Source organism: Dehalobacter sp. DCA, from assembly GCF_000305775.1.
Lineage (GTDB): Bacteria > Bacillota > Desulfitobacteriia > Desulfitobacteriales > Syntrophobotulaceae > Dehalobacter > Dehalobacter alkaniphilus.
In genome coordinates this window covers 1,424,467-1,448,730 of sequence record NC_018866.1, presented here as the reverse complement: position 1 = coordinate 1,448,730, position 24,264 = coordinate 1,424,467, and the positions used below count along the sequence as shown (strand labels likewise).

Annotated in this window: 27 protein-coding genes; 25 read left to right on the top strand and 2 right to left on the bottom strand. The window is 47.6% G+C overall.

The window, feature by feature from the left end; genetic code table 11:
- The first annotated feature begins 4 nt into the window (after positions 1-4).
- The 7 genes from metK to DHBDCA_RS06925 all read left to right on the top strand — a co-directional run bounded on the left by metK (position 5) and on the right by DHBDCA_RS06925 (position 6,483).
- A complete protein-coding gene (gene metK, locus DHBDCA_RS06955) occupies positions 5-1,186 on the top strand; it encodes a methionine adenosyltransferase (RefSeq protein WP_015043497.1) in 1,182 nt (393 codons plus the stop codon).
- A gap of 241 nt (positions 1,187-1,427) precedes the next feature.
- Positions 1,428-2,693: a phenylacetate--CoA ligase family protein gene (locus DHBDCA_RS06950; RefSeq protein ID WP_015043496.1), complete on the top strand. Its 1,266-nt coding sequence runs from the start codon at positions 1,428-1,430 to the stop codon at positions 2,691-2,693.
- A gap of 37 nt (positions 2,694-2,730) precedes the next feature.
- Positions 2,731-3,126, top strand: a complete 396-nt coding sequence (locus DHBDCA_RS06945) for an ACT domain-containing protein (RefSeq protein ID WP_015043495.1) — start codon at positions 2,731-2,733, stop codon at positions 3,124-3,126.
- A 170-nt stretch (positions 3,127-3,296) separates the two neighbouring features.
- The gene (locus DHBDCA_RS06940) at positions 3,297-3,932 is read left to right on the top strand and encodes a DUF3793 family protein (RefSeq protein ID WP_015043494.1); all 636 of its coding nucleotides are present in this window, start codon (positions 3,297-3,299) and stop codon (positions 3,930-3,932) included.
- A gap of 43 nt (positions 3,933-3,975) precedes the next feature.
- Entirely contained in the window at positions 3,976-4,530 is a 555-nt protein-coding gene (locus DHBDCA_RS06935; RefSeq protein ID WP_015043493.1) for a manganese catalase family protein, read from the top strand.
- Between the two features lie 59 nt (positions 4,531-4,589).
- Positions 4,590-5,924, top strand: coding sequence for an aminotransferase class V-fold PLP-dependent enzyme (locus DHBDCA_RS06930; RefSeq protein ID WP_015043492.1), 1,335 nt, complete (start codon positions 4,590-4,592; stop codon positions 5,922-5,924).
- A 76-nt stretch (positions 5,925-6,000) separates the two neighbouring features.
- Positions 6,001-6,483: a DsrE/DsrF/DrsH-like family protein gene (locus DHBDCA_RS06925; protein ID WP_015043491.1), complete on the top strand. Its 483-nt coding sequence runs from the start codon at positions 6,001-6,003 to the stop codon at positions 6,481-6,483.
- Positions 6,484-6,526: 43 nt separating this feature from the next.
- Here DHBDCA_RS06925 and DHBDCA_RS06920 read toward each other — a convergent pair whose 3' ends face one another.
- Positions 6,527-6,808 (bottom strand): hypothetical protein, encoded by a 282-nt coding sequence (locus DHBDCA_RS06920; protein WP_015043490.1) that lies wholly within the window; start codon positions 6,806-6,808, stop codon positions 6,527-6,529.
- A 263-nt stretch (positions 6,809-7,071) separates the two neighbouring features.
- On the opposite strand from DHBDCA_RS06920, the gene DHBDCA_RS06915 reads away from it, so the two are divergent.
- The 5 genes from DHBDCA_RS06915 (at position 7,072) to DHBDCA_RS06900 (ending at position 10,265) form a co-directional block, all read left to right on the top strand.
- Positions 7,072-7,566 (top strand): NfeD family protein, encoded by a 495-nt coding sequence (locus tag DHBDCA_RS06915; protein ID WP_015043489.1) that lies wholly within the window; start codon positions 7,072-7,074, stop codon positions 7,564-7,566.
- A 14-nt stretch (positions 7,567-7,580) separates the two neighbouring features.
- Positions 7,581-8,582 (top strand): flotillin-like protein FloA, encoded by a 1,002-nt coding sequence (floA, locus tag DHBDCA_RS06910; protein ID WP_015043488.1) that lies wholly within the window; start codon positions 7,581-7,583, stop codon positions 8,580-8,582.
- Positions 8,583-8,592: 10 nt separating this feature from the next.
- On the top strand, positions 8,593-9,222 hold the full coding sequence (locus DHBDCA_RS06905) for a hypothetical protein (protein WP_015043487.1): 630 nt from the start codon (positions 8,593-8,595) through the stop codon (positions 9,220-9,222).
- Positions 9,223-9,604: 382 nt separating this feature from the next.
- Complete coding sequence (locus DHBDCA_RS15885; RefSeq protein ID WP_256364957.1) at positions 9,605-9,730, top strand: hypothetical protein; 126 nt, start codon at positions 9,605-9,607, stop codon at positions 9,728-9,730.
- Positions 9,731-9,926: 196 nt separating this feature from the next.
- Entirely contained in the window at positions 9,927-10,265 is a 339-nt protein-coding gene (locus tag DHBDCA_RS06900; protein WP_015043485.1) for an arsenate reductase family protein, read from the top strand.
- 210 nt (positions 10,266-10,475) lie between these two features.
- Here DHBDCA_RS06900 and hisC read toward each other — a convergent pair whose 3' ends face one another.
- On the bottom strand, positions 10,476-11,552 hold the full coding sequence (hisC, locus tag DHBDCA_RS06895; protein WP_034378077.1) for a histidinol-phosphate transaminase: 1,077 nt from the start codon (positions 11,550-11,552) through the stop codon (positions 10,476-10,478).
- 231 nt (positions 11,553-11,783) lie between these two features.
- On the opposite strand from hisC, the gene DHBDCA_RS06890 reads away from it, so the two are divergent.
- From DHBDCA_RS06890 to ligA, 13 genes are all read left to right on the top strand, one after another.
- Positions 11,784-12,089, top strand: a complete 306-nt coding sequence (locus DHBDCA_RS06890; protein WP_015043483.1) for a YerC/YecD family TrpR-related protein — start codon at positions 11,784-11,786, stop codon at positions 12,087-12,089.
- A gap of 30 nt (positions 12,090-12,119) precedes the next feature.
- Positions 12,120-13,280 carry an ATP phosphoribosyltransferase regulatory subunit gene (gene hisZ / locus DHBDCA_RS06885; RefSeq protein ID WP_015043482.1) on the top strand — a complete coding sequence of 387 codons (1,161 nt, stop codon included), beginning with the start codon at positions 12,120-12,122 and terminating at the stop codon, positions 13,278-13,280.
- Between the two features lie 135 nt (positions 13,281-13,415).
- On the top strand, positions 13,416-14,087 hold the full coding sequence (hisG, locus tag DHBDCA_RS06880; RefSeq protein ID WP_015043481.1) for an ATP phosphoribosyltransferase: 672 nt from the start codon (positions 13,416-13,418) through the stop codon (positions 14,085-14,087).
- A 23-nt stretch (positions 14,088-14,110) separates the two neighbouring features.
- Complete coding sequence (gene hisD / locus DHBDCA_RS06875) at positions 14,111-15,397, top strand: histidinol dehydrogenase (protein ID WP_015043480.1); 1,287 nt, start codon at positions 14,111-14,113, stop codon at positions 15,395-15,397.
- A gap of 70 nt (positions 15,398-15,467) precedes the next feature.
- Positions 15,468-16,052 carry an imidazoleglycerol-phosphate dehydratase HisB gene (gene hisB / locus DHBDCA_RS06870; RefSeq protein WP_015043479.1) on the top strand — a complete coding sequence of 195 codons (585 nt, stop codon included), beginning with the start codon at positions 15,468-15,470 and terminating at the stop codon, positions 16,050-16,052.
- 71 nt (positions 16,053-16,123) lie between these two features.
- Positions 16,124-16,735: an imidazole glycerol phosphate synthase subunit HisH gene (gene hisH, locus DHBDCA_RS06865; protein WP_015043478.1), complete on the top strand. Its 612-nt coding sequence runs from the start codon at positions 16,124-16,126 to the stop codon at positions 16,733-16,735.
- Positions 16,732-17,460: a 1-(5-phosphoribosyl)-5-[(5-phosphoribosylamino)methylideneamino]imidazole-4-carboxamide isomerase gene (hisA, locus tag DHBDCA_RS06860; RefSeq protein ID WP_015043477.1), complete on the top strand. Its 729-nt coding sequence runs from the start codon at positions 16,732-16,734 to the stop codon at positions 17,458-17,460. Before hisH ends, hisA begins: the two co-directional genes overlap by 4 nt.
- A 95-nt stretch (positions 17,461-17,555) precedes the next feature.
- Positions 17,556-18,314 (top strand): imidazole glycerol phosphate synthase subunit HisF, encoded by a 759-nt coding sequence (hisF, locus tag DHBDCA_RS06855; RefSeq protein ID WP_015043476.1) that lies wholly within the window; start codon positions 17,556-17,558, stop codon positions 18,312-18,314.
- 114 nt (positions 18,315-18,428) lie between these two features.
- Positions 18,429-19,109, top strand: coding sequence for a bifunctional phosphoribosyl-AMP cyclohydrolase/phosphoribosyl-ATP diphosphatase HisIE (gene hisIE, locus DHBDCA_RS06850; RefSeq protein WP_015043475.1), 681 nt, complete (start codon positions 18,429-18,431; stop codon positions 19,107-19,109).
- 63 nt (positions 19,110-19,172) lie between these two features.
- The gene (locus tag DHBDCA_RS06845) at positions 19,173-19,358 is read left to right on the top strand and encodes a hypothetical protein (RefSeq protein WP_015043474.1); all 186 of its coding nucleotides are present in this window, start codon (positions 19,173-19,175) and stop codon (positions 19,356-19,358) included.
- Positions 19,355-19,672, top strand: coding sequence for a MazG-like family protein (locus DHBDCA_RS06840; RefSeq protein ID WP_015043473.1), 318 nt, complete (start codon positions 19,355-19,357; stop codon positions 19,670-19,672). The genes DHBDCA_RS06845 and DHBDCA_RS06840 overlap by 4 nt, the downstream gene beginning before the upstream one ends.
- Before the next feature lie 151 nt (positions 19,673-19,823).
- Complete coding sequence (pcrA, locus tag DHBDCA_RS06835) at positions 19,824-22,097, top strand: DNA helicase PcrA (protein ID WP_015043472.1); 2,274 nt, start codon at positions 19,824-19,826, stop codon at positions 22,095-22,097.
- Positions 22,098-22,210: 113 nt separating this feature from the next.
- A complete protein-coding gene (gene ligA / locus DHBDCA_RS06830) occupies positions 22,211-24,211 on the top strand; it encodes an NAD-dependent DNA ligase LigA (protein WP_015043471.1) in 2,001 nt (666 codons plus the stop codon).
- The last annotated feature ends 53 nt before the right edge of the window (positions 24,212-24,264 follow it).

Genomic DNA, 24,264 nt, shown 5'->3' with positions numbered 1-24,264 from the left:
TTGGATGGGTTACAAATTATTTACCTCAGAATCTGTTACCGAAGGACATCCCGACAAAATATGCGATCAAATTTCGGATGCAATTCTTGATGCCGTCCTGTGTCAGGACAGAGAAGCAAGAGTTGCCTGTGAAACATCTGTGACAACCGGGCTGGTTCTGGTAAGCGGCGAGATTACCACCCATTGTTATGTGGATATTCCAAGAGTCGTAAGGGAAACCATCAGACAGATTGGATATACGAGAGCCAAATATGGCTTTGACGCAGATACATGTGCGGTGCTGACCTCGATTGGAGAGCAGTCCAGTGATATTGCCTTAGGCGTTAACAAAGCACTGGAGGCAAAAATATCCGAAGAAGATATCAGTGAGATCGGTGCAGGAGACCAGGGGATGATGTTTGGCTATGCGACAAACGAAACCGAAACATTCATGCCGGTGCCGATTGATCTTGCGCATAAGCTGGCCCGCAGGCTAGCTGAAATCCGTAAGGCGGAAGTGCTGAACTATTTAAGACCTGACGGTAAAACGCAGGTTACCGTTGAATACGAGGACGGAAAACCCAAAAGAATCGATACGATTGTAATTTCGACCCAGCATCATCCTGAGGTTTCCCAGGAGCAGATCAAAAACGACCTTCTGGAGCATGTCGTAAGACCAGTGGTTCCATCTGAAATGCTGGATGAGAATACCCGTTATTATATCAACCCGACGGGCAGATTTGTGATTGGCGGGCCTCAGGGTGATGCAGGACTTACCGGCAGAAAAATTATCGTTGACACCTATGGCGGTATGGCTAGACATGGTGGCGGGGCGTTTTCCGGAAAAGATCCTACGAAGGTTGACCGGTCCGGGGCTTATGCCGCGCGCTATGTGGCCAAAAATGTTGTCGGAGCGGGCCTAGCTGACCGCTGTGAGATTCAGATCGCCTATGCGATTGGGGTTGCACGTCCTGTCTCCATTTCAGTTGAAACATTTGGGACGGGCAAGGTCAGTGATGATAAAATCATCACGCTGATTAATGAAACGTTTGATCTTCGCCCGGCTGCAATCATCAACACTCTGGATCTCCGCAGACCAATCTATAGACAGACCGCGGCCTACGGGCATTTTGGTCGCAATGACCTTGACCTCCCGTGGGAGAAGCTTGATAAAGTCGAACAATTAAGGAAACTGGCCGGACGCTGAAACGTTGTTAAGCTTCCAATAGAAATAGCTATAGCAGAGAAAAATCATCGGTGTCAGTAGAAGAATAACAGACTGCAGAGGGTGTCGTGGGAATCCAGGGCATCCTTTTTATGTTGATAACAGGAAAACTTACAAGCGCTATTTCAAAATACAGATTCAAATATGGATTATCTTGATATATAATATACCTATTGTTAACAGTTAGCGTGTCAAAATAAGTTTGAGGCAGGAGGATGGTAGGATGACTCAGGATGAGTTGTTACTTCATTTAAGAAAGACCATTGAACAGGTCTTAAAAGCTCCCTACTACAAGAAAAAACTAGCTGAGGTGGGTATCTATTATCCCGGTGATGTCAAATCCCTGGAGGATTTTCGGAAGATACCATTGACGGATAAAGAAGCGTTACGCCAGAATTATCCTTTTGGATTATTTGCCGAGCCATTGGAAAAGATGGTCAGAATCCATGCTTCCTCAGGGACAACGGGAAAACCGACCGTTGTAGGGTATACCCGTGAAGATATTCAGTTATGGGCCAAAATTGTGGCCAACGGTCTCAGAAGGGCCGGCATTACGTCCAACGACGTTGTACAGGTCGCTTACGGCTATGGCTTGTTTACCGGCGGTATGGGACTGCATTACGGATGTGAAGAACTTGGGGCTTTAGTCATTCCGATCTCCGGCGGCAACACCCAGCGTCAGCTGATGCTGATGCGTGACTTTGGAAGTACGGTTCTTTGCTGTACTCCGTCGTACGCACTTTATCTGGCAGACAGTCTGGGGGAAGAGGGTATGACCAAAGAAGACCTGAAGCTGAGGGTCGGGATATTTGGCGCTGAGCCCTGGACAGAACAGATGAGAGCTGAGATTGAAACCAGACTTGGTATTCGGGCGCTCGATATCTATGGATTGAGTGAAACGATGGGACCCGGCGTTTCTTTGGAGTGCCTGAAAGGCGAAGGGCTGCATATCGATGAGAACTTCTACCCTGAAATTCTCGACAAAGACGGAAATGTTCTGCCGGAAGGAGAAACAGGAGAGCTCGTTCTTACCAGCTTTAACAAAATGGGTTTCCCCGGACTTCGCTATAGAACGAAAGATATTACCAGCATCACCTATGGAAGCTGTACGTGCGGCCACACCGGCTGGACGATGAAGAGAGTGTCGGCCAGAGTCGATGATATGCTGATTATTCGCGGTGTCAACGTCTTCCCAAGCCAGATTGAAGAAGCGATCCTGTCGGTAGGCGGAATCGAACCGCATTATCTGATTGTTGTGGACCGTGAGGGTAATCTTGATACCCTCGAAGTGCAGATTGAGGTGAATGCGGCAAGCTTCAACGATGAGATCCGGGAACTCGAGGAGCTCCAGCAAAGGCTTCAAACTAAAATACATGAGATCCTTAATATTGCAGCCAGGGTGCGTCTTGTCGAGCCGAAGAGTATCCCGCGCAGCGAAGGAAAAGCGAAGCGTGTAATTGATAAACGCAAGGAAAAACAATTAAGCTAAATTCTCCTAAATGAAAAAAATAAAGGGGGAAAAACATATGTTACAACTGTCAATTTTTCTGGAAAATGCCCAGGGCCGTCTGGCAGACGCACTGAATACTTTAGCTGACCTTCAAGTCAATATCCGCGCGCTGTCCCTTGCTGACACCAAAGATTACGGTGTACTCAGAATTATCGTGGAGAATCCGGAAGAAGTTGCGGAGAAACTCCGGGAGCGCAATTGTGTCGTCAAGATCACCCAGGTTTGGGTGCTAAAAGTTCCCGATAGTCCGGGAGGTCTGGCTGGACAACTGAACAAGCTTGTTGCCGAGGGCGTGAACGTCGAATATATGTATGGTTTTGTGGAAAAGGAAAACGAGCAAGCCCAGGTCGTTCTAAGAGTCAGGGATGCTGAAATCATGCAGGCTGCGATGGACAAACTCGCGCTCAAATGAAGAAGAAAGTAAGCGATCAAACACAGCATTAAAATAGCATTAAAATATAATAATAAGATGAAAAACCTGTTTCCTTACAAAAAATAAGGAAACAGGTTTTTTGTATAATCCGTTCTGGCATTTAGGAAAATAAATCTAGTACCATTGAAGATTTGTTTTTGGAGGATGATATGCAGGACTTCATCGCGACTTACACCAGCCAAAGAAAAAAACAGGGGACCAGGCAATATCTGCTCGATAATATCACCTATCATCTCGCACCGCTGCTTATAGCATCCAAGCCGGCTGAACTGCTTACATTTACCACTGCCATCAAAAAAGATATGCTGGAGACCTGGGATCAAATCAAAGATAGGCTTTACCCCTATGTGACGGTTCAGGAAATTGTCAGGAACAAAGCTTCTGTCAGCGTATTATTTTATGCTGCAGACAGATTATCCTCAATACTGCAAATCCCTGAAAATCAGCATTTCTTAAGAGCGCTTGGTTATTGCGGGGAGACGGATCAGGATACGGCAATACGGACTTTAAAACAAAAATGGATCGTCGGGCCTTTCCCTCACGAAATTGGACTATTTCTGGGCTTCCCACTGGACGATGTGGCAGATTTTATCTATTTCCCCGATAAAAAACCTCTGCTGACCGGTTATTGGAAGGTCTACCATGATCCCGAGAAAGCCAGGAGAATATTTCAGGAATACAACAAGGCCAGATATGCATACATCCGATACATGCTCGACGGGAACAAAAGCGAGGGCTTTTTAAAATGCATGGGCCGGAACCGGTTGAAAGGATCGTCAATATAATAAGCTAAAGAATGATTTGCCATGGCCGTCAGGAGGAATTGGGATGTTTAGTTACCAGAAACGTTTACTATATCCGGTTTATGTTGAGAAGAAAAATGAGAAGCTGGCCCGGAGCTTATTGGAACATATCGGCGGGAAAGACGGGGAATTTACTGCTTTTACACGTCATATGTATCAATGCCTGCATGTGACCAATCCATATATTCGTGATCTTTTGGGTATGATGGCCTCGGAAGAGCTTGCGCATATGGAGATCATTGCAGCTGCAGTCAGAAAGCTTGGCCTTGCTGATTTGCCGCTTGCCAATTCCGGGCAGGAGTCCTGGAATATGGAATATGTTGAGAAAAGTACGGATATTAATGAGATGCTCAAGATCAATGAAGAAGCGGAGATCAGGGCCAAGAGACTGTACCTGCGGCATCTCACGCTGACTGAGGACACTTCACTAAGGAAGATGCTCCAGTTCTTAGTCAACCGGGAAGAAGTTCATCAAAGATTACTAAAAAAAAGCGGTGTCTTAGTGGCTCAGAAAGCCAATAATGAGCAGTTTTCAACGCTAATTCATGAATATAAAATGAGTTTGCGCGTAATGAAGTAACAAATTCTCGCTTGGTCAATAAACTATGAGGGGATCATTATGTTATAGGGGAGAGGAAAATGAGTATTGCTATTACCAAAATGAATTACGCTAAACTTGTTGTCGGAATTGATGCGGAGGTTGAGCTCAAAAACGGTAAAAACAGCAGGGGAATCAATTTTGACAACGCAGCAACGACGCCGCCTTTTGTTTCAGTGCTCCAGGAAATCAGCAGCTTTGCACCGTATTATTCGTCAATTCACAGGGGGGCCGGCTACAAGTCCAAATTGTCTTCGGAAAAATATGAAAATGCCAGGAAAACAGTGATGGATTTTGTGGGTGCAGACCACAAAAGGGATGTGGTGATCTTTGTTAAGAATGCCACAGAAGCTATCAATAAAGTGGCCTTCAGGCTGTCACAGGACATGGACCCATACATAAAAAGTGTTATCCTTTCCACTTCCATGGAGCATCATTCCAATGACCTTCCCTGGCGGGAAAAGTATGAGGTCGACTATATTGAGGTGGATGAATGCGGCAGGCTAATTTTTAACGATTTTATTGAAAAGCTGGAGAAATATAAAGGCCGGGTCAAGCTGGTAACTGTAGCCGGAGCTTCAAATGTAACAGGTTATGTCAATCCCGTACATCGAATTGCTGAATGGGCCCATAAATATGGCGCCAAGGTCATGGTTGACGGATCGCAGCTGCTTCCTCATCAGCCGTTTGATACGAAGCCTTCCGCTTCCAGCAAGCATATTGATTTTCTTGTGTTCTCCGCACATAAGATGTATGCGCCTTTTGGGACTGGCGTTCTGATTGGTCCCAAAGACTTTTTTCTGAAGGGAAGCCCTGATTATCAGGGCGGAGGAACAGTCAAAGCTGTAACTCGCGATTTCGTAATCTGGAATGATCCTCCTTCCAAAGATGAGGCTGGAACGCCCAACTTAATGGGTGTGCTGGCCTTGGCCGCAAGTATAAAAACCTTAAGTGCAGTCGGGATGCGAAATGTGTACAAGCATGAAAAAAACCTGACAGCACAACTGATTCAGGGACTAAAAAAAATAGACTGTATCGATATCTATTGTGCAGAAGATCAAAGTCAGGAGCGCGTCGGGATTGTTCCCTTTAATATGAAGGGCGTTTATCATGAGAAACTGGCGGATATATTAGCCGGAGAAGCCGGCATTTCTGTCAGGAGCGGGTGTTTTTGCGCGCATCCTTACGTCCAAAAGCTCATGAAAGTCGAACCAGCCATCTTAAGCGCAGCTGCGGATCATCTTCCGGAAAACAGACCCGGGATGGTAAGAGTCAGTTTTGGTTTATACAATGAACCTCACGAAGTTGGCAGGCTGCTGGAAGTATTGCAGGAAATTGCCAAAGACAGAAGACGATATTTGAAAATGTACAGCTAAGGCAGTCAAGCCTGTATAAAGATGAGGACCATTACCGAAAATAAAAACATACATCTAAGAAATGGTGGTGCTTATCATGGAAAAAGAGAAGAAACTCAGCCTGATTTTGTTCAGCGGGGATTATGACAAGGCGATGGCGGCCTTGATCCTGGCTAATTCGGCCCGCGAGCTCAACATGAAAGTCAGTATCTTTTTCGCTTTTTGGGGTCTGTGTCTGATACGCGATCCGGAGAAGATGTCTTTAGAAGACAAAACGGTTTATGAGAAAATGTTAGGAATGACGGCACCGAAAGGTCCGGAAGACTTGCCGCTTTCCCGGATGAATATGGCTGGTATCGGAAAGGCCATGCTGAAACAGATGATGGAGGAGCAGGATGCCCCTGATCTTTCCGCTTTTCTGAAAGGAGCGCAAAAAAAGGGAGTAAGCTTTTACATATGCAAGCTTTCCCTTGAGATCATGGGTTTTACACTTGAAGAAATGATTCCGGATGTCAAAATCATGACAGCAAAAGATTATCTGCAGGATGCCCTGGAAGCTGACATAGAGCTTTTCATCTGAACTGCTTATCGGCTTCTTCCTTTACACTGTTTTCTTAAAGTTGTTATATCTTCGGTATCCGGTATTCGTTCTCTGTATTATCCGCATCAATCACAGTCATATATTCCCGCTGACTGCCATTGGCGGTTTTATTCCATGTTCCTTGGCGAAAGGCATTCGCCCCGAGTGTGGTCTTTTTCTTCTTGCTGAAAAATTTCTGATAGATGACATGGGTGGAAATCCCGATGCCTAGGAGAAGCAAAAAGACCCAAGAAGCTATTACTGCCAGGAAAATCATTCCAAGAGCAAAAATAGAATATAGAAAGAATTTTAATAACTCAGGCATTTATATCACCTCTGACTATTATTATAAGCAGTAAGCTTAAGATATGATTAATGCAGACAAATGATTAATGCAGATCATTTGTCTGCAGAATGAATCATACATTATCGAATAAGCTCTAAGGTGAATTTAATCATTGCCGGATATTGTAAGGTTTAGGAAACGGCTGTCTTTAAGAATGAATTCATGAATCTGGCGTGACAGCAGAAAGAATAGCCGAAAAAGTAAAATTATGCTAAAATAAGCGAAGAAAGGGGGGTGTGAATTTGGATGTTTTTGTCGGTATTTCTCTTTCCTTGATTATTGTAGGAATCATTCTGGTTATTCTGGAGATATTCATTATTCCAGGCTTTGGCGTCTCTGGAATCATCGGGCTTTTGATGATGATTGGCGGAGTATTTTTAGTGGCCGATTCGTTTGCCGAGGGTGTCTTGTATCTTCTGATCATACTTATTGTGGCAGGGCTGCTGATCTATATTGGGTATAAAACAGGTCGGCTGAAAAAACTCTGGCGCAAGGTAGCTTTGGGGGAAAAGCAGAGAACCGAAGAAGGCTTCGTAGCACCCAAAACAGATTATATACACTATCTCGGGAAAACCGGAAAAGCCCTGACCCTGCTCCGTCCGGCAGGTACAGCGCAGATTGAAGGGGAACGGGTCGATGTCGTCACAGATGGAAGCTTCATTCCGAAAGATTCTGCGATAAAGGTCATCGCGGTCGAGGGTACAAGAATCATTGTGAGCAGGGAAGAAAATGAATAGGAGGTCATAAACATATGACAACGGCACTTGTTACAACGGTGATACTGATTATGCTGGTTCTGATTATCCTAATGGTTCTGTTTACGTTTATTCCGGTCGGTCTCTGGATTTCGGCTTTGGCAGCTGGTGTTAATATCGGCATATTCACGCTGATCGGGATGAGACTTAGGCGAGTTGCACCGATCAGGATTGTGAACCCATTGATTAAAGCACATAAAGCTGGTCTGGGGCTTACCCCGGCGCAGCTTGAGGCCCATTACCTTGCCGGAGGAAATGTCGACAAAGTCGTTAACGCATTGATTGCTGCGGAAAGAGCAGCCATACCGCTTAAATTTGAAAGAGCCGCAGCCATTGATTTGGCAGGACGTGATATTATGCAAGCGGTGCAAATGTCCGTTAATCCGAAAGTTATCCAAACACCCACCGTCTCTGCTGTTGCACAAAATGGGATTGAATTAAGAGTTATAGCAAGGGTTACCGTAAGAGCCAATATTGACCGTCTGGTCGGCGGCGCAGGCGAAGAAACGATCATCGCACGTGTCGGTGAAGGGATTGTCACAAGTATTGGTAGTTCCTCTTCCCATGCCAATGTCCTCGAAAATCCGGACATGATATCCCAGGCCGTTTTGAATAAAGGGTTGGATTCCGGAACAGCTTTTGAAATCCTCTCAATTGATATTGCCGATGTCGATGTCGGCAAAAACATTGGAGCGCAGCTGCAAACAGATCAGGCCGAAGCGGACAAGAGGATTGCCCAGGCCAAAGCGGAGGAACGCAGAGCGATGGCGGTAGCCAGGGAACAGGAAATGAAAGCGTCTGTTCAGGAAATGAGAGCAAAAGTCGTGGATGCGGAAGCCGAGGTGCCGCTGGCACTGGCGTCAGCTTTAAAAGAAGGGCGCCTTGGCGTTATGGATTATTACAATCTGCAGAACGTAATTGCAGATACCCGCATGCGGGATAATATCGCTGTCACAGCCAAAGGAGATGAACCGGAAACGACGATACCCAAGAAGTAGGTGATGTTCAGTGGATATCATAACATTTATCATTATTGCGGTTGTAATTTACAGCTTCTTTGCCAATAAAGACAAGCCTCCGCAACGCAGGCCTGTAAGGCCGGAGGACAACAAGCCGTTGTTCGAACCTCTGACAGCCGAGATGGACAGGGACATTTCCCGGATGGAAAGAAAGAAAAAAGGAAATTTCTTCGAAGATCTGGAAAGACAGCTTAGGGAATCTGTGGAAAAGGCTGAGAGAGAGCTGCAGGCTGGACCGTACGGATCAACCGTCAAGAAAAAGGCTGCTGCCCCTCCAACTTCTGCTTCTTCAGTTCCGCGGAAAGCTGAAACCGTCCAAAGAACAGAAAACAAATGGAGAGAAGAAGGACGATCGGACTATGATCGGTATATTTCGAACGAGGGCACCCAGGGCATTGAAGGCCTCGGCGGCGATGAAGGAACCGCAGACCAGGAAGGAACCTGGGGAGCCGAAGGCAGTGATTATGCCAACAGGCAGATCACACAGGGAACAGATCAAATTCCGCAAAAAAAACCGGCCTTGGCTTTCGTTCTGTCATCTTCGGAAGTAATGCGCGGCGTGATCTGGGCTGAGGTTCTAAAGGAGCCAAGGGCCAGAAGACCATTTCCGCGAAGATAAAATTCACATGCGGTGTAGCGAACCTATTTTCAAGCTTTAGGCGCAAATTTTGGCTGGATAATTGTAGGTTGGGATTGTACCGCCTAAGTCCTATAAATTACTCTTCCTTGACAGTGAACTGTTGGGGGAGGGTATATTTTTGCACTTTGCTAAAATGAAGTACCATATTATGGAAATGCGAATAGAATAAAGCGAATACAAAATAACAGGAGGTGCAAAAAAATGGCTGTTGATGGTGTAGGCGCTTATGGCGGCGGCATGGGCAGCGGATGTCTTTGCGGGATCGCAATTGTCGTTGTCATCATTTTATTGTTGATTGCAATGGGAATCGTATTCTAGGATAACAAAATAAGATAAATGTCCCGGAGAGGAGGAGCAAAGAATGAATAGAGGTGGCTGTTGCTGCAGCATGCCGGTTGCCAGACCAGTGTATGCGCCCCCTAATTATGGGGTAGCTATTATTGCGATTGCAATTTTGATTTTAATTGCTCTTGGCGTAATATTCTAAGTCTTACGACTGAATCGCTGGATAATAAAATAATGTAAGTTGCTTGCTTGATCGAAGATGTCTAAAATATTTGGACATCTTCGTTTTTACATGTTATTCTTTACTCTTAATACAGAAGATGGACAACAAGCTTTATTCAATCCCAAAGAACGAAAGAAACCCCGTCAAAACCTGAGCGGGAGGTTAAGGAGAGTTTATGAACATACAGATATTTGGGATTAAAAAATGTTTTGATACAAAAAAGGCGGAACGCTGGTTTAAAGAGCGCCGCATTCAATATCAGTTCATTGATCTGGACCAAAAGGGATTAAGCAAAGGGGAATTGCAGAACGTCAAAGCAGCCCTTGGCCTGAACAATCTGTTTAATACCGGAAGCAAGGACTATTCGCGCTTAAATCTAAACAAAATCAGCAGTTCAATTGTCAGAGAAGAACTGCTGCTGAATAATCCCAAGCTTTACCGGACTCCGATTGTCCGTAACGGTAAACAGGCGACAGTAGGGTATGTCCCTGAAGTTTGGGAATTATGGGAGTAGTGTCATTCTTGGCACAAAAGGCAATTTAAATAATTCATACAAGCTTGATTACCCAAAATTGGGTCTGGGGGTCACAGTTCCAGCGTTAAGCGGAGCGTGGAGGCGGAGCGCGGCTGTTTGTGCCACGGATGGCGCAACAGCCGAAAGCGGAATTGTGACACACAGGCCAACCCAGGAGTCTAACGCACTCATATATCTGGGTAATTTATTTCAAGAACGTTTTATTGTACATGGTACTAGTTTACTGAACGCGGTAAGCAGGCTGTCCATCTCCTCGTCACTGCCGATACTGACACGCAGGTAATTGTCAATCTTTGGCTGGCGGAAGTACCTGACCAGAATGCCTTGTTGTCGGAGTGCGGTGAAGACCTCTTCAGCCTTGAGCACGGGGTGGGATATGAAAATGAAATTTGCCAGTGAAGGAATCACTTGCCAGCCCATTTGCCTGAGTATCGGAACAATTCTTTCCCTGGTTTGCATCACTTTCTGCCTTGTGGCTTGAAAGTAAGTTTCATCCTTCATGGCTGCGATTGCTCCGGCCATAGACAGGCGGTCCAACGTATAGGAATTAAAGGAGTCTTTGATCCGGTTCAAGCCTTCCATCAGCTCATTCTGACCTAAAGCAAAGCCTACCCTTAAGCCTGCCAGAGACCGGGACTTGGACAGAGTCTGGATCACCAGCAGATTCGGATACTTCGCAATAAGCGGAATGGCAGTTTCACCGCCAAAATCGATATAAGCTTCATCAACGATGATCACCTTATCCGGATTACGGATAAGGATTTTTTCTATCATTTCCATCGTTACATAGTTGCCGGTAGGGGCATTGGGGTTTGGAAAAATGACGCCGCCTTCGGAATCGTAGAAATCAGGCGGGTATAAAGAAAATTCTTCCCGCAGCGGAACCAGACGGTAGTCCAGCTGAAACAGATTGGTATAGACCGGGTAGAAACTATAGGTAACATCCGGGAAAAGGATCGTGCTGCCCGGGTCAAAAAAAGCCATAAACGCAAAAGCCAGGATTTCATCGGAGCCGTTTCCAACGAATACCCACTCCTTCTTCAGGCCGTAATATTCGGCTACGGTCTGGCGCAAGTCCTCTCCGTTCGGATCGGGGTATAACTTCAGTTTTTCATTCGCAGCTTCTTTGATCGCTTTGAGGACTAAGGGCGAAGGCGGATAGGGACATTCGTTCGTATTCAGCTTGATATATTTTTTGTCTTTCGGCTGTTCTCCCGGTACGTACGGTCTCTGACCAGCCGCAATTTTGCTCCAGTATTTGCTCATTTGTTCACTCACTCTTTTCAGTAAAATAAACCACCGGTTTTCTTCATTTCTGGGTAAAAAATAAGACGTTGAGTAGATTATATCCTGAGTATATCGGGCCTGCAAGCCAATTCTGATTAATCTTTTTAAACGGGATCACGATTATGATTTTTATTCATATTGTACTTGACACCGGACGAATACTTTAATAAACTAAAGTGTAAAAGAGATAACCCCGGGAGGTAAGTAATCATGTTGAGTGACGAAAGGATCAGGGACACCCTGACCGATTCTCTTTTTGAAGCAATCCTTCTGCTCAAGACGAAAGAGGAATGTTACAGCTTCTTTGAGGATCTGGCTACGGTAGCGGAGATCAAGGCCCTCGCGCAGCGGCTGGAAGTCGCCCGTATGCTGGAGGAAGATGTCACTTATTCCAGGATTGCCGAAATGACCGGAGCGAGCTCTGCCACCATCAGCAGGGTCAAACGCTGTTTAAACTATGGCGCTGACGGTTACAAGATGGTTCTCGAGCGGATGGAGAAAAACCACAAAGAATAAGAACTTTCAGAAAAATGAGGTGCAGTAATTATGGAACGTTCATCATTGGGGCTTAAAATTCCGGAGGGAATGCTTGATCTTCTGCCAGCTGAATTAGCACAGTTGGAGGAACTGGAAGGAAGAGCAATCCGTGTGTGCAAACATTGGTCCTATCAGAAAGTTGCGACTCCCGGGCTTGAATACCGGGCCTGTGTGGAGCCGGACGCAGATAAGGATGACCATTTATATAAGTTCTTTGACAAGAACGGTCATATTCTCGCGTTAAGACCGGAATTCACGACCCCGATTGCCAGGATGGTTGCTACAAGACAGAAAGGCGGACAATTTCCTCTGCGGTTCTGTTACAGTGGCGATGTTTACAGGAATGATTCCGCCCGTTACCGGGAGTTCAGGCAGGTGGGTGTTGAGCTGATCGGTTCGGACAATGACATTGCAGACGCTGAAGTTGTTGCATTGGCCATAGAAATGATGAAGACGCTCGAAATCAAGAATTTCCAGCTGAACCTTGGGCATAACGGGATTTTCTCGGGGCTTGCCGAAGAAATGAAGTTTGCAACCAAAGTGAGGGAGGAGCTGGAAGACGGTATAGCGCGTAAGGATATGGTGAAGCTTGAGCAAATCGTTTCTTCCAACGATTTGCCTGAATCGGCGAAAGAACTTCTTCTTTCCTTGCCGCATCTGACCGGCAAAGAAGAAGTCCTGGATAAACTTCAAAACTGGACGCACATTAAGCCGATCAGAAAAGCTGTAGAATCTTTACGGACCATTTATTTGTATTTAAAGGAATTCGGAGTCCAGGACTACGTATCCCTGGACCTTGGGATATTAAGAGGATTCTCGTATTACACCGGCGCAATCTTTGAAGGTTATCTTCCGGGGGTCGGTGTTCCGCTGATTGAAGGAGGACGATACGACGGCCTCTACGCAGATTTTGGAATGGACCACGGCGCGACAGGTTTTGCGGTTAATCTTGGGCTTATGCTTGAGAAGGCTGTAGATTATGAGTTGGATAAGGCCGATGTTCTGGTTTACGGGCAATCTCCGGGAGCTGTGATCAAGCGCTGCCGGGAACTCAGAAAGAGCGGCAAAAAAGTGGAGATGGCCCTTGGGTTCCTGGCGGAAACCGATGCCAGGAACCTGGCTTCCAGCCGAGGGATTGCACTGCTGGAGAAGATTGAAAGCAATAAATAAATGTCCTGCCTAATGGGCAGGCTGAATAGTTTCTAACTTATACACGATTTTCACTTAATGATTTTCATTTAACATTGTTAGCAATTAATTAAGACCATTGGTCTAATCATGAATTTTTGGAAGGGGCTTTGCATTGTGCCGAAAAATTATTTAACCATAGCGCTGCCAAAAGGAAAATTACTGACAGATTCAGTGGCGCTTCTGACTGAAGCGGGGCTGGACTGCAGATCGGTAGAAAACGATTCCCGTAAACTGTTGTTTGATCTTCCCGGATCAGAGGCGAGGATCATCATTTGCCGCCCGACGGATATCCCGACCTATGTGGAACAGGGAGCTGCGGATATCGGTTTTGTCGGCAAGGATACTGTAATCGAACAAAACAAAGATGTCGCCGAGCTGGTCGACTTAAAATTCGGGTACTGCCGCTTTGTCGTGGCGATGCCGGAGGAGAGCCTGCCGCAGAAGCTGCCGGATGGGCTGTATGACCTGAGCGTGCTGAATCATAAGAGAGCGGCAACCAAGTTTCCGAGAGTCGCCCAGCTGTTTTTCAATGAGCATGGTATGCAGGTCACACCGATCAAGCTGCATGGCAATATTGAACTTGCTCCCCGGGTAGGTCTGGCTGAAATGATTGTGGATATTGTCTCAACCGGTAAGACCTTAAAGGAGAATAATCTGGCCGAGGTCGCCCAGATCCTTGAAGCTACAAGCAGAATGATTGCCAACCGTGTTTCCTATCGGGTAAAATACGAACGCATCCAGGGACTTGCAGAGAAAATGAGAGTCCTTGTCCAGCAGTACGACTGACATTGCCAAAGGAGGTTAAAACGATGAAGACTGTGCAAAAAATTCAGGATATTGACCTGAAGAAGCTTATTAATAAATCCTACGGCGATGACCGTGACCTGGAAGAAAAAGTGGCAGGAATCCTGCAAAAGGTGCGTGAACAGGGCGATGAAGCCATTTATGAACTGACTGCCGCGTTTGATGGGGTTGATCTGAAGGCCTCGGGACTGCGGGTCACCGACCAGGAGATCTGGGAAGCTTACCGAAAAGTAGATGATGAGTACTTGGAAGCAATCAGCCAGGCGATCAATAACGTCAAGACCTACCACGAAAAGCAAAAAAGGGTTTCCTGGTTTGATACTGCTGAAGACGGCAGTATCCTCGGTCAGATCATTCGTCCTCTGCAGCGGGTTGGGATCTATGTTCCGGGAGGAACAGCGGCTTATCCATCTTCTGTTCTGATGAATGCGCTTCCGGCAGCTGTAGCCGGAGTCGAGGAGATCGTCATGGTTTCTCCGCCCCTGAAAGATGGAAGCCTTTTGCCGGAGGTGCTGGTCGCTGCCGCAGAGTGTGGTGTCAAAGAGATCTATAAGGTTGGAGGCGCCCAGGCGGTCGCCGCCCTTGCTTTTGGCACAGCGACGATTGCACAGGTGGATAAGATTACAGGGCCGGGCAATATCTTTGTGACCCTTGCTAAGAAAATGGTCTATGGAACCGTGGACATTGATATGCTGGCCGGACCAAGTGAGATCTTGATACTTGCGGATGAAAATGCTGTCCCGGAGGAGCTGGCGGCAGACCTGCTTTCGCAGGCCGAGCATGACAGGCTTGCTTCAGCAATTCTCATTTCATCATGTTCCGATTTGCTGGAAAAGACTGTGATTGAGGTGGAGCGCCAGCTTGAAGCGTTACCGCGAGCTGGAATTGCCAGGGCTTCCTGGGATACTTACGGGGCTGCAATCCTGGTTGAAAATCTTGAAGAAGGGATCAACCTTGTGAACCGCATTGCCCCTGAACACTTTGAGCTTGTTGTGCAGGATCCGTTTGCCTGGCTGGGCAAAGTAAAAAATGCCGGAGCGGTATTTCTGGGAAGATATACGCCGGAACCGGTTGGCGACTATTTTGCGGGACCGAATCATGTCCTGCCGACCGGAGGGACCGCCCGTTTTTACTCTGTCCTAGGCGTCGACACCTTTGTCAAAAGAATGAGTGTAATCAATTATTCTGAAAAAGCCTTGCAAAGAGATGCCGCTCAGATTGCATACCTGGCCCGCAAAGAGGGGCTGGAGGCGCATGCTAGGGCGATAGAGGCCAGACAGAAGCCGCTTTGAAATCGTGATGGCGGAAGAATAGTATCTTCATGTATAATATAAAGACAAGGTTAATAAGGGGGCCTATAGAATGAGGAGTGCGAATCTGAAAAGAACAACCCTGGAGACGGAAATTACTCTGGCGCTGGCGCTTGACGGCAGCGGTAGAGTAAGCGTAGATACAGGAATCGGTTTCTTTGATCACATGCTTGATGCTTTCTGCCGGTTCGCCCATTTTGATCTGGAGATCGAAGCCGGAGGGGACTTGAAAGTTGACCAGCACCACTTGGTGGAAGATTGCGGGATTGTCCTTGGACAGGCGTTGAAAGAAGCGCTTGGAGACAAGTCTGGAATTGAGAGGGTCGGGGACTGCCTGTTTCCGATGGATGAAGCCCTGGTTCAGGTTGCCGCGGATATCTCCAATCGCGGATTCCTGGTCTGGAAAGTGGATTGCCCGGAAGGGATGGTTGGTGATTTCCCCGTAGAAATGGCGGAAGAATTTTTCCGGGCCTTGGCGACGAATGCCGGCATTACGCTGCATATATGCCTGCTGGACGGAAAAAACAGGCACCACATTCTCGAGGCTGTATTCAAGGCCGTGGGCAGGACCCTCGGACTTGCTGTGAGAAAAAACAGCCGTGTTGACGGCGTGCCCTCCACCAAGGGAAGCTTATAGAATAGAGCTTTTAAGGTTGACAAGGTACTAGCTGGCAAAACAGCATGTAATTACTGGAGGACATCATTAGAATGATAGGCATAGTAGACTATGGACGCGGAAATCTGCGCAGTGTAGAAAAGGCGTTTGAAAAACTTGGGTTTTCAGCGGAGATCATGGAGTCTCCGGAGAGGCTGACCGGTATGGACGGAGTTATTCTGCCCGGCGTCGGCGCTTTTGCTGACGCTATGGATGCGCTGGCCAAAGGCGGTTGGCTTGACCCTTTAAAACAGTATGTACAAAGCGGCAAACCTTTTCTGGGCATCTGCCTCGGTATGCAGCTGCTTTTTGAGATTGGCGAGGAACATGGAGAACATGCCGGTCTTGGTTTTCTGAAAGGCCGGGTGGTCAAATTTCCGCCGGGTCTAAAGATTCCGCATATGGGCTGGAATACGCTGAATGTTGTCAGACCGAACAGGCTCTGTGAGGATATTCCGAACCATTCTTATTTTTATTTTGTCCACTCTTATTTCGCTCAGCCAGCCGATCGGGACTGTATTGCCGGAACCAGCGAGTATGGACTGGAGTTCCCTGCGCTGGTCGGCAAAGACAATGTCTGGGGTGCGCAGTTCCACCCAGAGAAGTCCAGCCCCTGGGGTCTGATCATGCTCGATAATTTTGGGAAATGGGTGAAAAATCAATGATCATCTATCCGGCAATTGATTTAAAAGATGGCAAAGTTGTCCGTCTCCTGCAGGGCAGAATGGAGGATGCAACCGTATACTCCGACAATCCTGCCGGGGTGGCGGCTGATTTTATGGCTAAGGGATCAAAGGTTCTGCATATCGTCGACCTGAACGGGGCTTTCTCCGGAAAACCCGTGAACGATGAAGCCATTCGGGATATTGTCAAGAATGTTTCATTAAAAATTCAGGTGGGCGGCGGTATCCGGACACTGGACAGAATCGAAGAACTGCTGGAATTAGGCGTAGCCCGGATCATACTCGGGACGGCCGCGGTAAGGCACCCGGAGCTTGTGATGGAGGCTGTCCGTAGGTATGGCGATCAGGTTATTGTCGGCATCGATGCCAAAGACGGTATGGTGGCGGTTCAGGGATGGGCGGAAAGCACCGATCTCAAAGCGGAGGATCTCGGCAAAGCGATGAAGCAAGTCGGCGTGTCCCGGATCGTCTTCACCGACATCTCCCGGGACGGGATGCTTGGCGGCCCGAATATTGCCAGCACCGTCAGTATGGCTGAGACAACCGGCCTGCAAGTGATTGCTTCCGGTGGCATTTCCGCACTGGATGACCTGAAGAAACTGAAAGCGGAGGCTGACCGTGGAATAACGATTGAAGGCGCGATCGTCGGCAAAGCGATCTATTCCGACGCTTTCACCCTGGAAGAGGCCCTGCAGGTTATCTGCTAGAATATAATTTCTAATTTACAATACTTATACACCTGCTGATTACGTCACCAGGCTATCCATTACGGTAACTAACCCAAGCAAAAGGAGCAAATTGAATGCTTGCCAAACGAATCATACCCTGCCTCGATGTTCATGACGGCCGGGTAGTTAAAGGGACTAATTTTATTCATCTGCGGGATGCGGGAGACCCTGTGGAACTTGCCTCGCTGTATGACTGCGAAGGTGCCGATGAGCTTGTCTTCCTGGATATTTCGGCTTCTGCCGAAGGACGGGAAACGATGGTCGATGTCGTCCGAAGAACTGCTGAGAAAGTGTTTATTCCGTTTACCATTGGCGGGGGCTTAAGAACCATTGAGGATATCCGAAGAATGCTGCGGGCTGGAGCAGATAAAATCTCCTTAAATACGGCTGCAGTTCAAAATCCGGAGTTAATCGAACAAGGGGCTCTCGCCTTCGGCAGCCAGTGCATTGTTGTCGCAATCGATGCCCGCAAAGTCGGAGAGGGCCGTTGGGAAGTATACACGCACGGAGGCCGCAAACCGACCGGGATCGATGTTCTGGAATGGGCCAGGAAAGTTGAAGAACTTGGGGCGGGTGAAATCCTGCTGACTTCGATGGACCGTGACGGAACCAAAGAGGGCTATGACAACGAACTGAACCGGACCGTTGGTAGAGCGGTATCTATTCCGTTAATTGCGAGCGGCGGGGTCGGAACACTCGAACATATGGCTGAAGGTCTGACAGAGGGAGAAGCAGACGCTGTACTTGCTGCGTCCATTTTCCATTACAGGGAATACAGCATTAAAGAGACGAAAGATTATCTGGCAGGAAAAGGCATACCCGTTCGAAGATAATCTTAAAGAAATTGATAATCACAGAAAAGATAAGCAAATTTGGATATTGAAAAAATATCTTAGTAATTAGATCCCCGGAAAATAATGATTAAGAAAAGTTAGGAGTCAACCGAGATGAACAGTAGATTTGAGTCAGGGAGCATCGATATTTCCAAAGCCGTACAGGCTGTGAAGTGGGATGAAAAAGGTCTTGTTCCGGCCATTGCCCAGGATGCTGAAAGCGGTGAAGTACTGATGCTCGCCTACATGAATCAGGAAGCGCTGAAAAAAACCCTGACTGAAGGCAAAGCGTGTTATTTCAGCCGCAGCAGAAATCAGCTCTGGGTCAAGGGGGAGACATCAGGTCATTACCAGGAAGTGATTGATATCCGGTTTGACTGTGACCGGGATACGATTCTTCTGAAGGTGAAACAAAGTGGAATGGCCTGTCATGAAAACTATTACTCCTGTTTTCACTATCTGCCAGGCTCTGAAACGTGCTGCGGCGAACCGGGTACCAAACCTCCTGTCTCTTTGGGCAGGACTTTGGAAATGCTCGCCGAAGTTATCAAGCAGAGAAATATCGAGAGGCCGGAAGGTGCCTATACAACCTATCTCTTTACCAAAGGGATCGACAAGATCCTAAAAAAAGTCGGGGAGGAGTGCGCGGAAGTTATCATTGCCGCCAAAAACGATTCGTTGAGTGAGATCCGTTATGAAGCTTCCGATCTGTTGTACCACCTGCTTGTCATGCTGGAAGACAGAAACGTACCTCTATCTGAGATTGCCGAAGAGCTCAATTCAAGAAGAAAATAAATTTATATTTCACAAGGATGCTTAGAATACTGGGTATTATCCTGTTGATGGGGGATGAGTTAAATGGATCATCAATATTGTCCGAGATGTCAATTCTTGCAGCCAATGGCATTGACTGAAACAGTGAGAGAAGAAAAGAACGGGGACCGTACAGTGAAAATCAAAACCATCAGCTATTCTTGCACAGCCTGCAATACATTTGTTCAAAGTGAAGATGTCGTAATGCCTGTTAAGGGAGAAAAAGCATGAACGAAAAAGTAATGAAGACCATCACATTGCCGCGTTTGAACAGGCTGAACCCTTCCCTCGAAAGTACTGCGTTAAAGATCATGGAAGAATCTGGAGAACTTGCTCAGGCGATCGGCAAGTTCCGTGGCTTAAACGGAGAGGCGCTGCGGGTAGAAGAGGCAGAAGCGATGCAGATGGTCGCCAAGGAGCTGATGGATGTTGCTCAGACTGCGGTCACCATGATGTTCGTTCTGGAAGAGCATTACGGGATTGATCTCAATGAGGTTCTGACATCGCATCTCAGCAAACTGAAAAATAAAGGATATTGCGATTAATCTCTTATAATTAATCTAATTATTTTTTCTCGAACACCTGTTCCCTTTTTGCTTCTTATGTGGTAAAATAAGGATAATATTTTTGTGTTGGCCATAAACGTTTATATTTTGAAGATTTTAATTTGGAAATGACAGAAAGGTGATCTTATCAATGTATTATCTTAAGGACCTGAACCCTGTCCAACGGGAAGCAGTTGAAAGTGGAGACGGTCCTCTTCTTATTTTAGCCGGGGCCGGTTCAGGCAAGACAAGAGTATTAACTTACAGGATCGCGCATCTGGTGGCCAAAGGCGTTAATCCCTGGAACATCCTGGCGATTACGTTTACCAATAAGGCTGCCAAGGAGATGAGAGACCGCGTTCTTGCGCTGGTAGGCAGTGAGGGTGAGGGGCTCTGGGTAGCGACCTTTCATTCTACCTGCGTGCGGATCTTAAGGCGGGAAATCAATGCCCTGCCGGGATATTCCCGGAGCTTTGTGATCTACGATGCCGGGGACCAGCTGACGGTGCTTAAAGAGTGTCTGAAGGAACTGAATCTTGATGATAAAAAATTTGCGCCGCGGGCTGTTTTAGCGACGATCAGCGATGCCAAGAATAAGCTTTTAGGGCCGGATGCTTTTGCTGCGGAGGCCAGAGATTTCTTTACCGAAAAAGCGGCCGCGGCCTACCGTCTGTACCAGAGAAAGCTCTATAGCAATAATGCCTTAGATTTCGATGATATCATCATGCTGACAGTGAGAATATTCAGGGAGGACCCGGATGTCTTAAGCTACTATCAGGAAAAATTCCGTTACATCCTCGTCGATGAGTATCAGGATACCAATCATGCTCAGTATATTCTGATCAAGCAGCTTGCTGCACGCTATCGCAACCTTTGCGTCGTCGGGGACGACGACCAGTCCGTTTACGGCTGGAGAGGTGCAGATATCCAGAATATCCTGGATTTTGAAAGAGACTACCCGGAAGCCAAAGTGTTGAAGCTGGAACAGAATTACCGTTCGACGCAGAAGATTCTGCGGGCGGCCAACGAAGTCGTCAGCAATAATTATAATCGCAAAGGGAAATCTCTCTGGACAGAAAATACGGAAGGAGAGGAAATTGTTCTCTTTAAAGCGACAGATGAGCATGACGAAGCCCGCTTTGTGACTGGGAAAATCCGTGATCTGGCTGATACAGAAGGCAGACGGTATAACGATTTTGCGATCCTGTACCGCACGAATGCCCAGTCCCGGGTGCTGGAAGAACACTTCATGAAGGAAAGCATACCCTACAAAATATATTCCGGGGTTAAGTTCTATGAACGCCTCGAAATCAAGGATATCCTGGCCTATTTGCGGCTGCTGAACAATCCTGCCGACCGTGTCAGCTTCGCCAGGGTCATTAATGTGCCCAAAAGAGGTATTGGAAAAGTCAGCCTGGATAAAATATTGGAGTACGCTGAGGAACAGGGCATGCCGGTTCTGGATGCGCTGGCTGAAGTGGCATATATTCCCGGTCTCCAGACCAAAGGCGTTGGCACACTAACGAATTTCCATGAACTGATGCTTGGATTCCGTCAAGAAGCTCAAAAGGGTGTGCCGCTGACCGAGTTGACGGAGAAGATCATAAGGGATACAGGATACATGGCCTCTCTCCGAGCGGAAAATACGGTGGAGGCTGAATCCCGGATAGAAAACCTTAATGAATTCCTTTCCGTAACAGCCGAGTACGACAACAACCTTCAGGACTACCTTGAGGATCCTGATCTGGAGACTGACCAGAATATGCTTATTCTGGGAGGATTCCTCGAACAGGTTTCTCTGGTCGCTGAAATTGACAGTTTTGATGAAGCGGAAGACGCCGTAAAGTTGATGACCATGCACAGCGCCAAAGGATTGGAATTCCCAGTTGTATTTGCAGTCGGAATGGAAGATGGGATCTTCCCGAGCAGCAGAAGCCTTTTGGAACAGGTTCTGCTCGAGGAAGAACGACGGCTGTGCTATGTTACGATCACCCGGGCTAGAGAAAAGCTTTTCCTGAGCACGACGGAACAAAGGATGGTCTATGGGCATATTCAGAGCAGTGTGCCTTCGCGATTCCTAAAAGAAATACCCGAGGAGCTTCTGACAGAGGAGGCTTCCCGTCGTGAAATTCTTGGCAGGGGATTCGGTCTTTCTTCCCAAACCAGGAAATATGCCGGTGGTGATGCTGCTTCCACTGCAAGCAATTCCTTTGCCGGACGTAAAAGCTGGAAGGACAGTGGAGCGTCCGTTGTCAGCTCCGATCCCGGGAGCTTTCTGGTCGGTGACAAAGTCGGGCACCCCAAATTCGGCCACGGCATTGTAATGTCCGTAAAAGGTGAAGGGAACAGTGCCGAGATCACGGTTGTTTTCAGCGGTGAAGTTAAGAAACTGATTGCTGAGTATGCCCGATTGTCAAAGATCTAACGGGTTATTCTAACGCTAAATTCGATAATTTGGTAAGCTTCTGGTTGACATTTTGGCGAAACAGCAAACAAGCCTTCCCAGGAAAAATATAAGATAAGGTAAGGGGTTCCGGTATGGATCAAAATAAACGTTTGGTCGAACTCAAGAATATGATCGAAAAGGCCAATTATCATTATTACGGCTTGGATGACCCCATTCTTACGGATGCCGAATATGACCTTTACTTAAGGGAACTCATCGAGATCGAACATCAACACCCGGACTGGGTTACGCTTGATTCTCCTTCCCAGCGGGTCGGGGGTTTTGTCGCATCCCAGTTTCCAAAGGTCCGGCATCCGGAACCGATGCTGAGTCTTGATAACGCTTTCAATGCTGAGGAATTGATGGACTTTGACCGTCGGGTGCGCAGTGTAGCACCCGATGCGGAATATGTTGTAGAATTGAAGATTGACGGGTTGACGGTAGCTTTAACTTACCAGGAAGGTATTTTGCGGCGGGGGGCAACCCGCGGGGACGGGGAAGTGGGGGAAGAGATCACAGCCAATGTCCGGACCATCAGAGCCGTGCCGCTTCGGCTGTATAACGCAGATAACGGGGAGTTCAAAGGTTCTGTGGATGTCCGTGGTGAAGGATATATGCCGAAGGAGTCCTTCCTCCAGCTGAATACAGAACGGGAAGAAGAGGGACTTTCCCTGTTCGCAAACCCGAGAAATGCGGCAGCCGGTTCTCTGCGTCAGCAGGATTCCAGGATCACGGCGCAGCGAAAACTGGGATATTTTGCGTATCAGCTGATTCAGGCCGAACAGATGGGGATCAGTACCCAGACCGGAGTGCTGGAAGCTTTGAACAGGTCTGGATTTAATGTCAATCCGAACTATCAGCTGTTTTCAACCATGGAGCAAGTGATTGCGTACTGCAGCCGGATGACGGACGAACGGCACGGTTTCCCTTATGAGATCGATGGCCTGGTCATTAAGGTGAATAGCTTTTCTCAGCAGCGCGAGCTCGGCTATACGGCCAAAAGCCCGCGCTGGGCGACTGCTTATAAATTCCCGGCCGAACAGGTCGAGACCCAGGTGAAGGATATTGAGATCAATGTGGGCCGGACAGGAGTGCTCACCCCGACTGCGGTTCTTAAGGACGTATTTGTAGCCGGTTCTACTGTAGGGAGGGCCACGCTGCATAATCTGGACAATATCCGGGACAAGGACATCCGGATCGGCGATTACGTATTAATTCATAAGGCCGGAGATGTGATCCCTGAAATCATCAAATCGCTGCCAGGGAAACGCACCGGCCAGGAAATGGTGTTTGCAATGCCTGCCAACTGCCCGTCCTGCGGCAGCCCAGTTTACCGACTGGAAGGAGAGGCCGCCCACCGCTGCCAGAATATCTCCTGCCCGTCGCGCCAGAGAGAAGCCCTGATCCATTTTGTGTCCAGGGACGCGATGAATATTGAAGGTCTCGGGCCCGCTGTGGTCAGCCAGCTGCTGGATGCCGGGCTTGTCAAAGACGCCTCCGATTTATATTATCTTCAGTACGAAGACCTTGTTCGATTAGAGCGGATGGCCGATAAATCAGCCAGCAACCTGCTTGCTTCGATCAAAAAAAGCACAGAGCGCGGCCTGGCTTCATTGATTTTTGCGATGGGTATCCGGCATGTCGGGGTCAAAGTCGGCAAGATCCTGGCCGCAAGGTACCGAAGCATGGAAGCTCTGGAAAATGCGACCGAGGAAGAACTCCGGGAAATCGGCGATATCGGTGGCATCATGGCCAAAAGTATTGTGAGTTTCTTCAGCGACCCTGCAAACCGCGAATTTCTGAATCGGCTGAAGGCGGCCAGGGTCACGATGATCGCTGCGAATACGTCTGTTTCCCAGATCCTTGCCGGGAAGAGTATTGTGGTGACTGGGACGCTTCAATCGTGGGAACGACGCGAGATCGAAGACCTGATTGAACATCTCGGCGGTAAGACTTCGTCAAGTGTAAGCAAAAAAACATCCCTGGTTCTCGTCGGTGAGAACCCCGGTTCAAAGTATAATAAAGCCAGGGAACTCGGAATCCCCGTTTATACCGAAGGTGAATTCAAGGCGTTGATTAATGCCGAAGCATAAGTCCGAAGAACGGTTTGCTTACGTTCCGTAAACATGCAAATATAAACATAGAA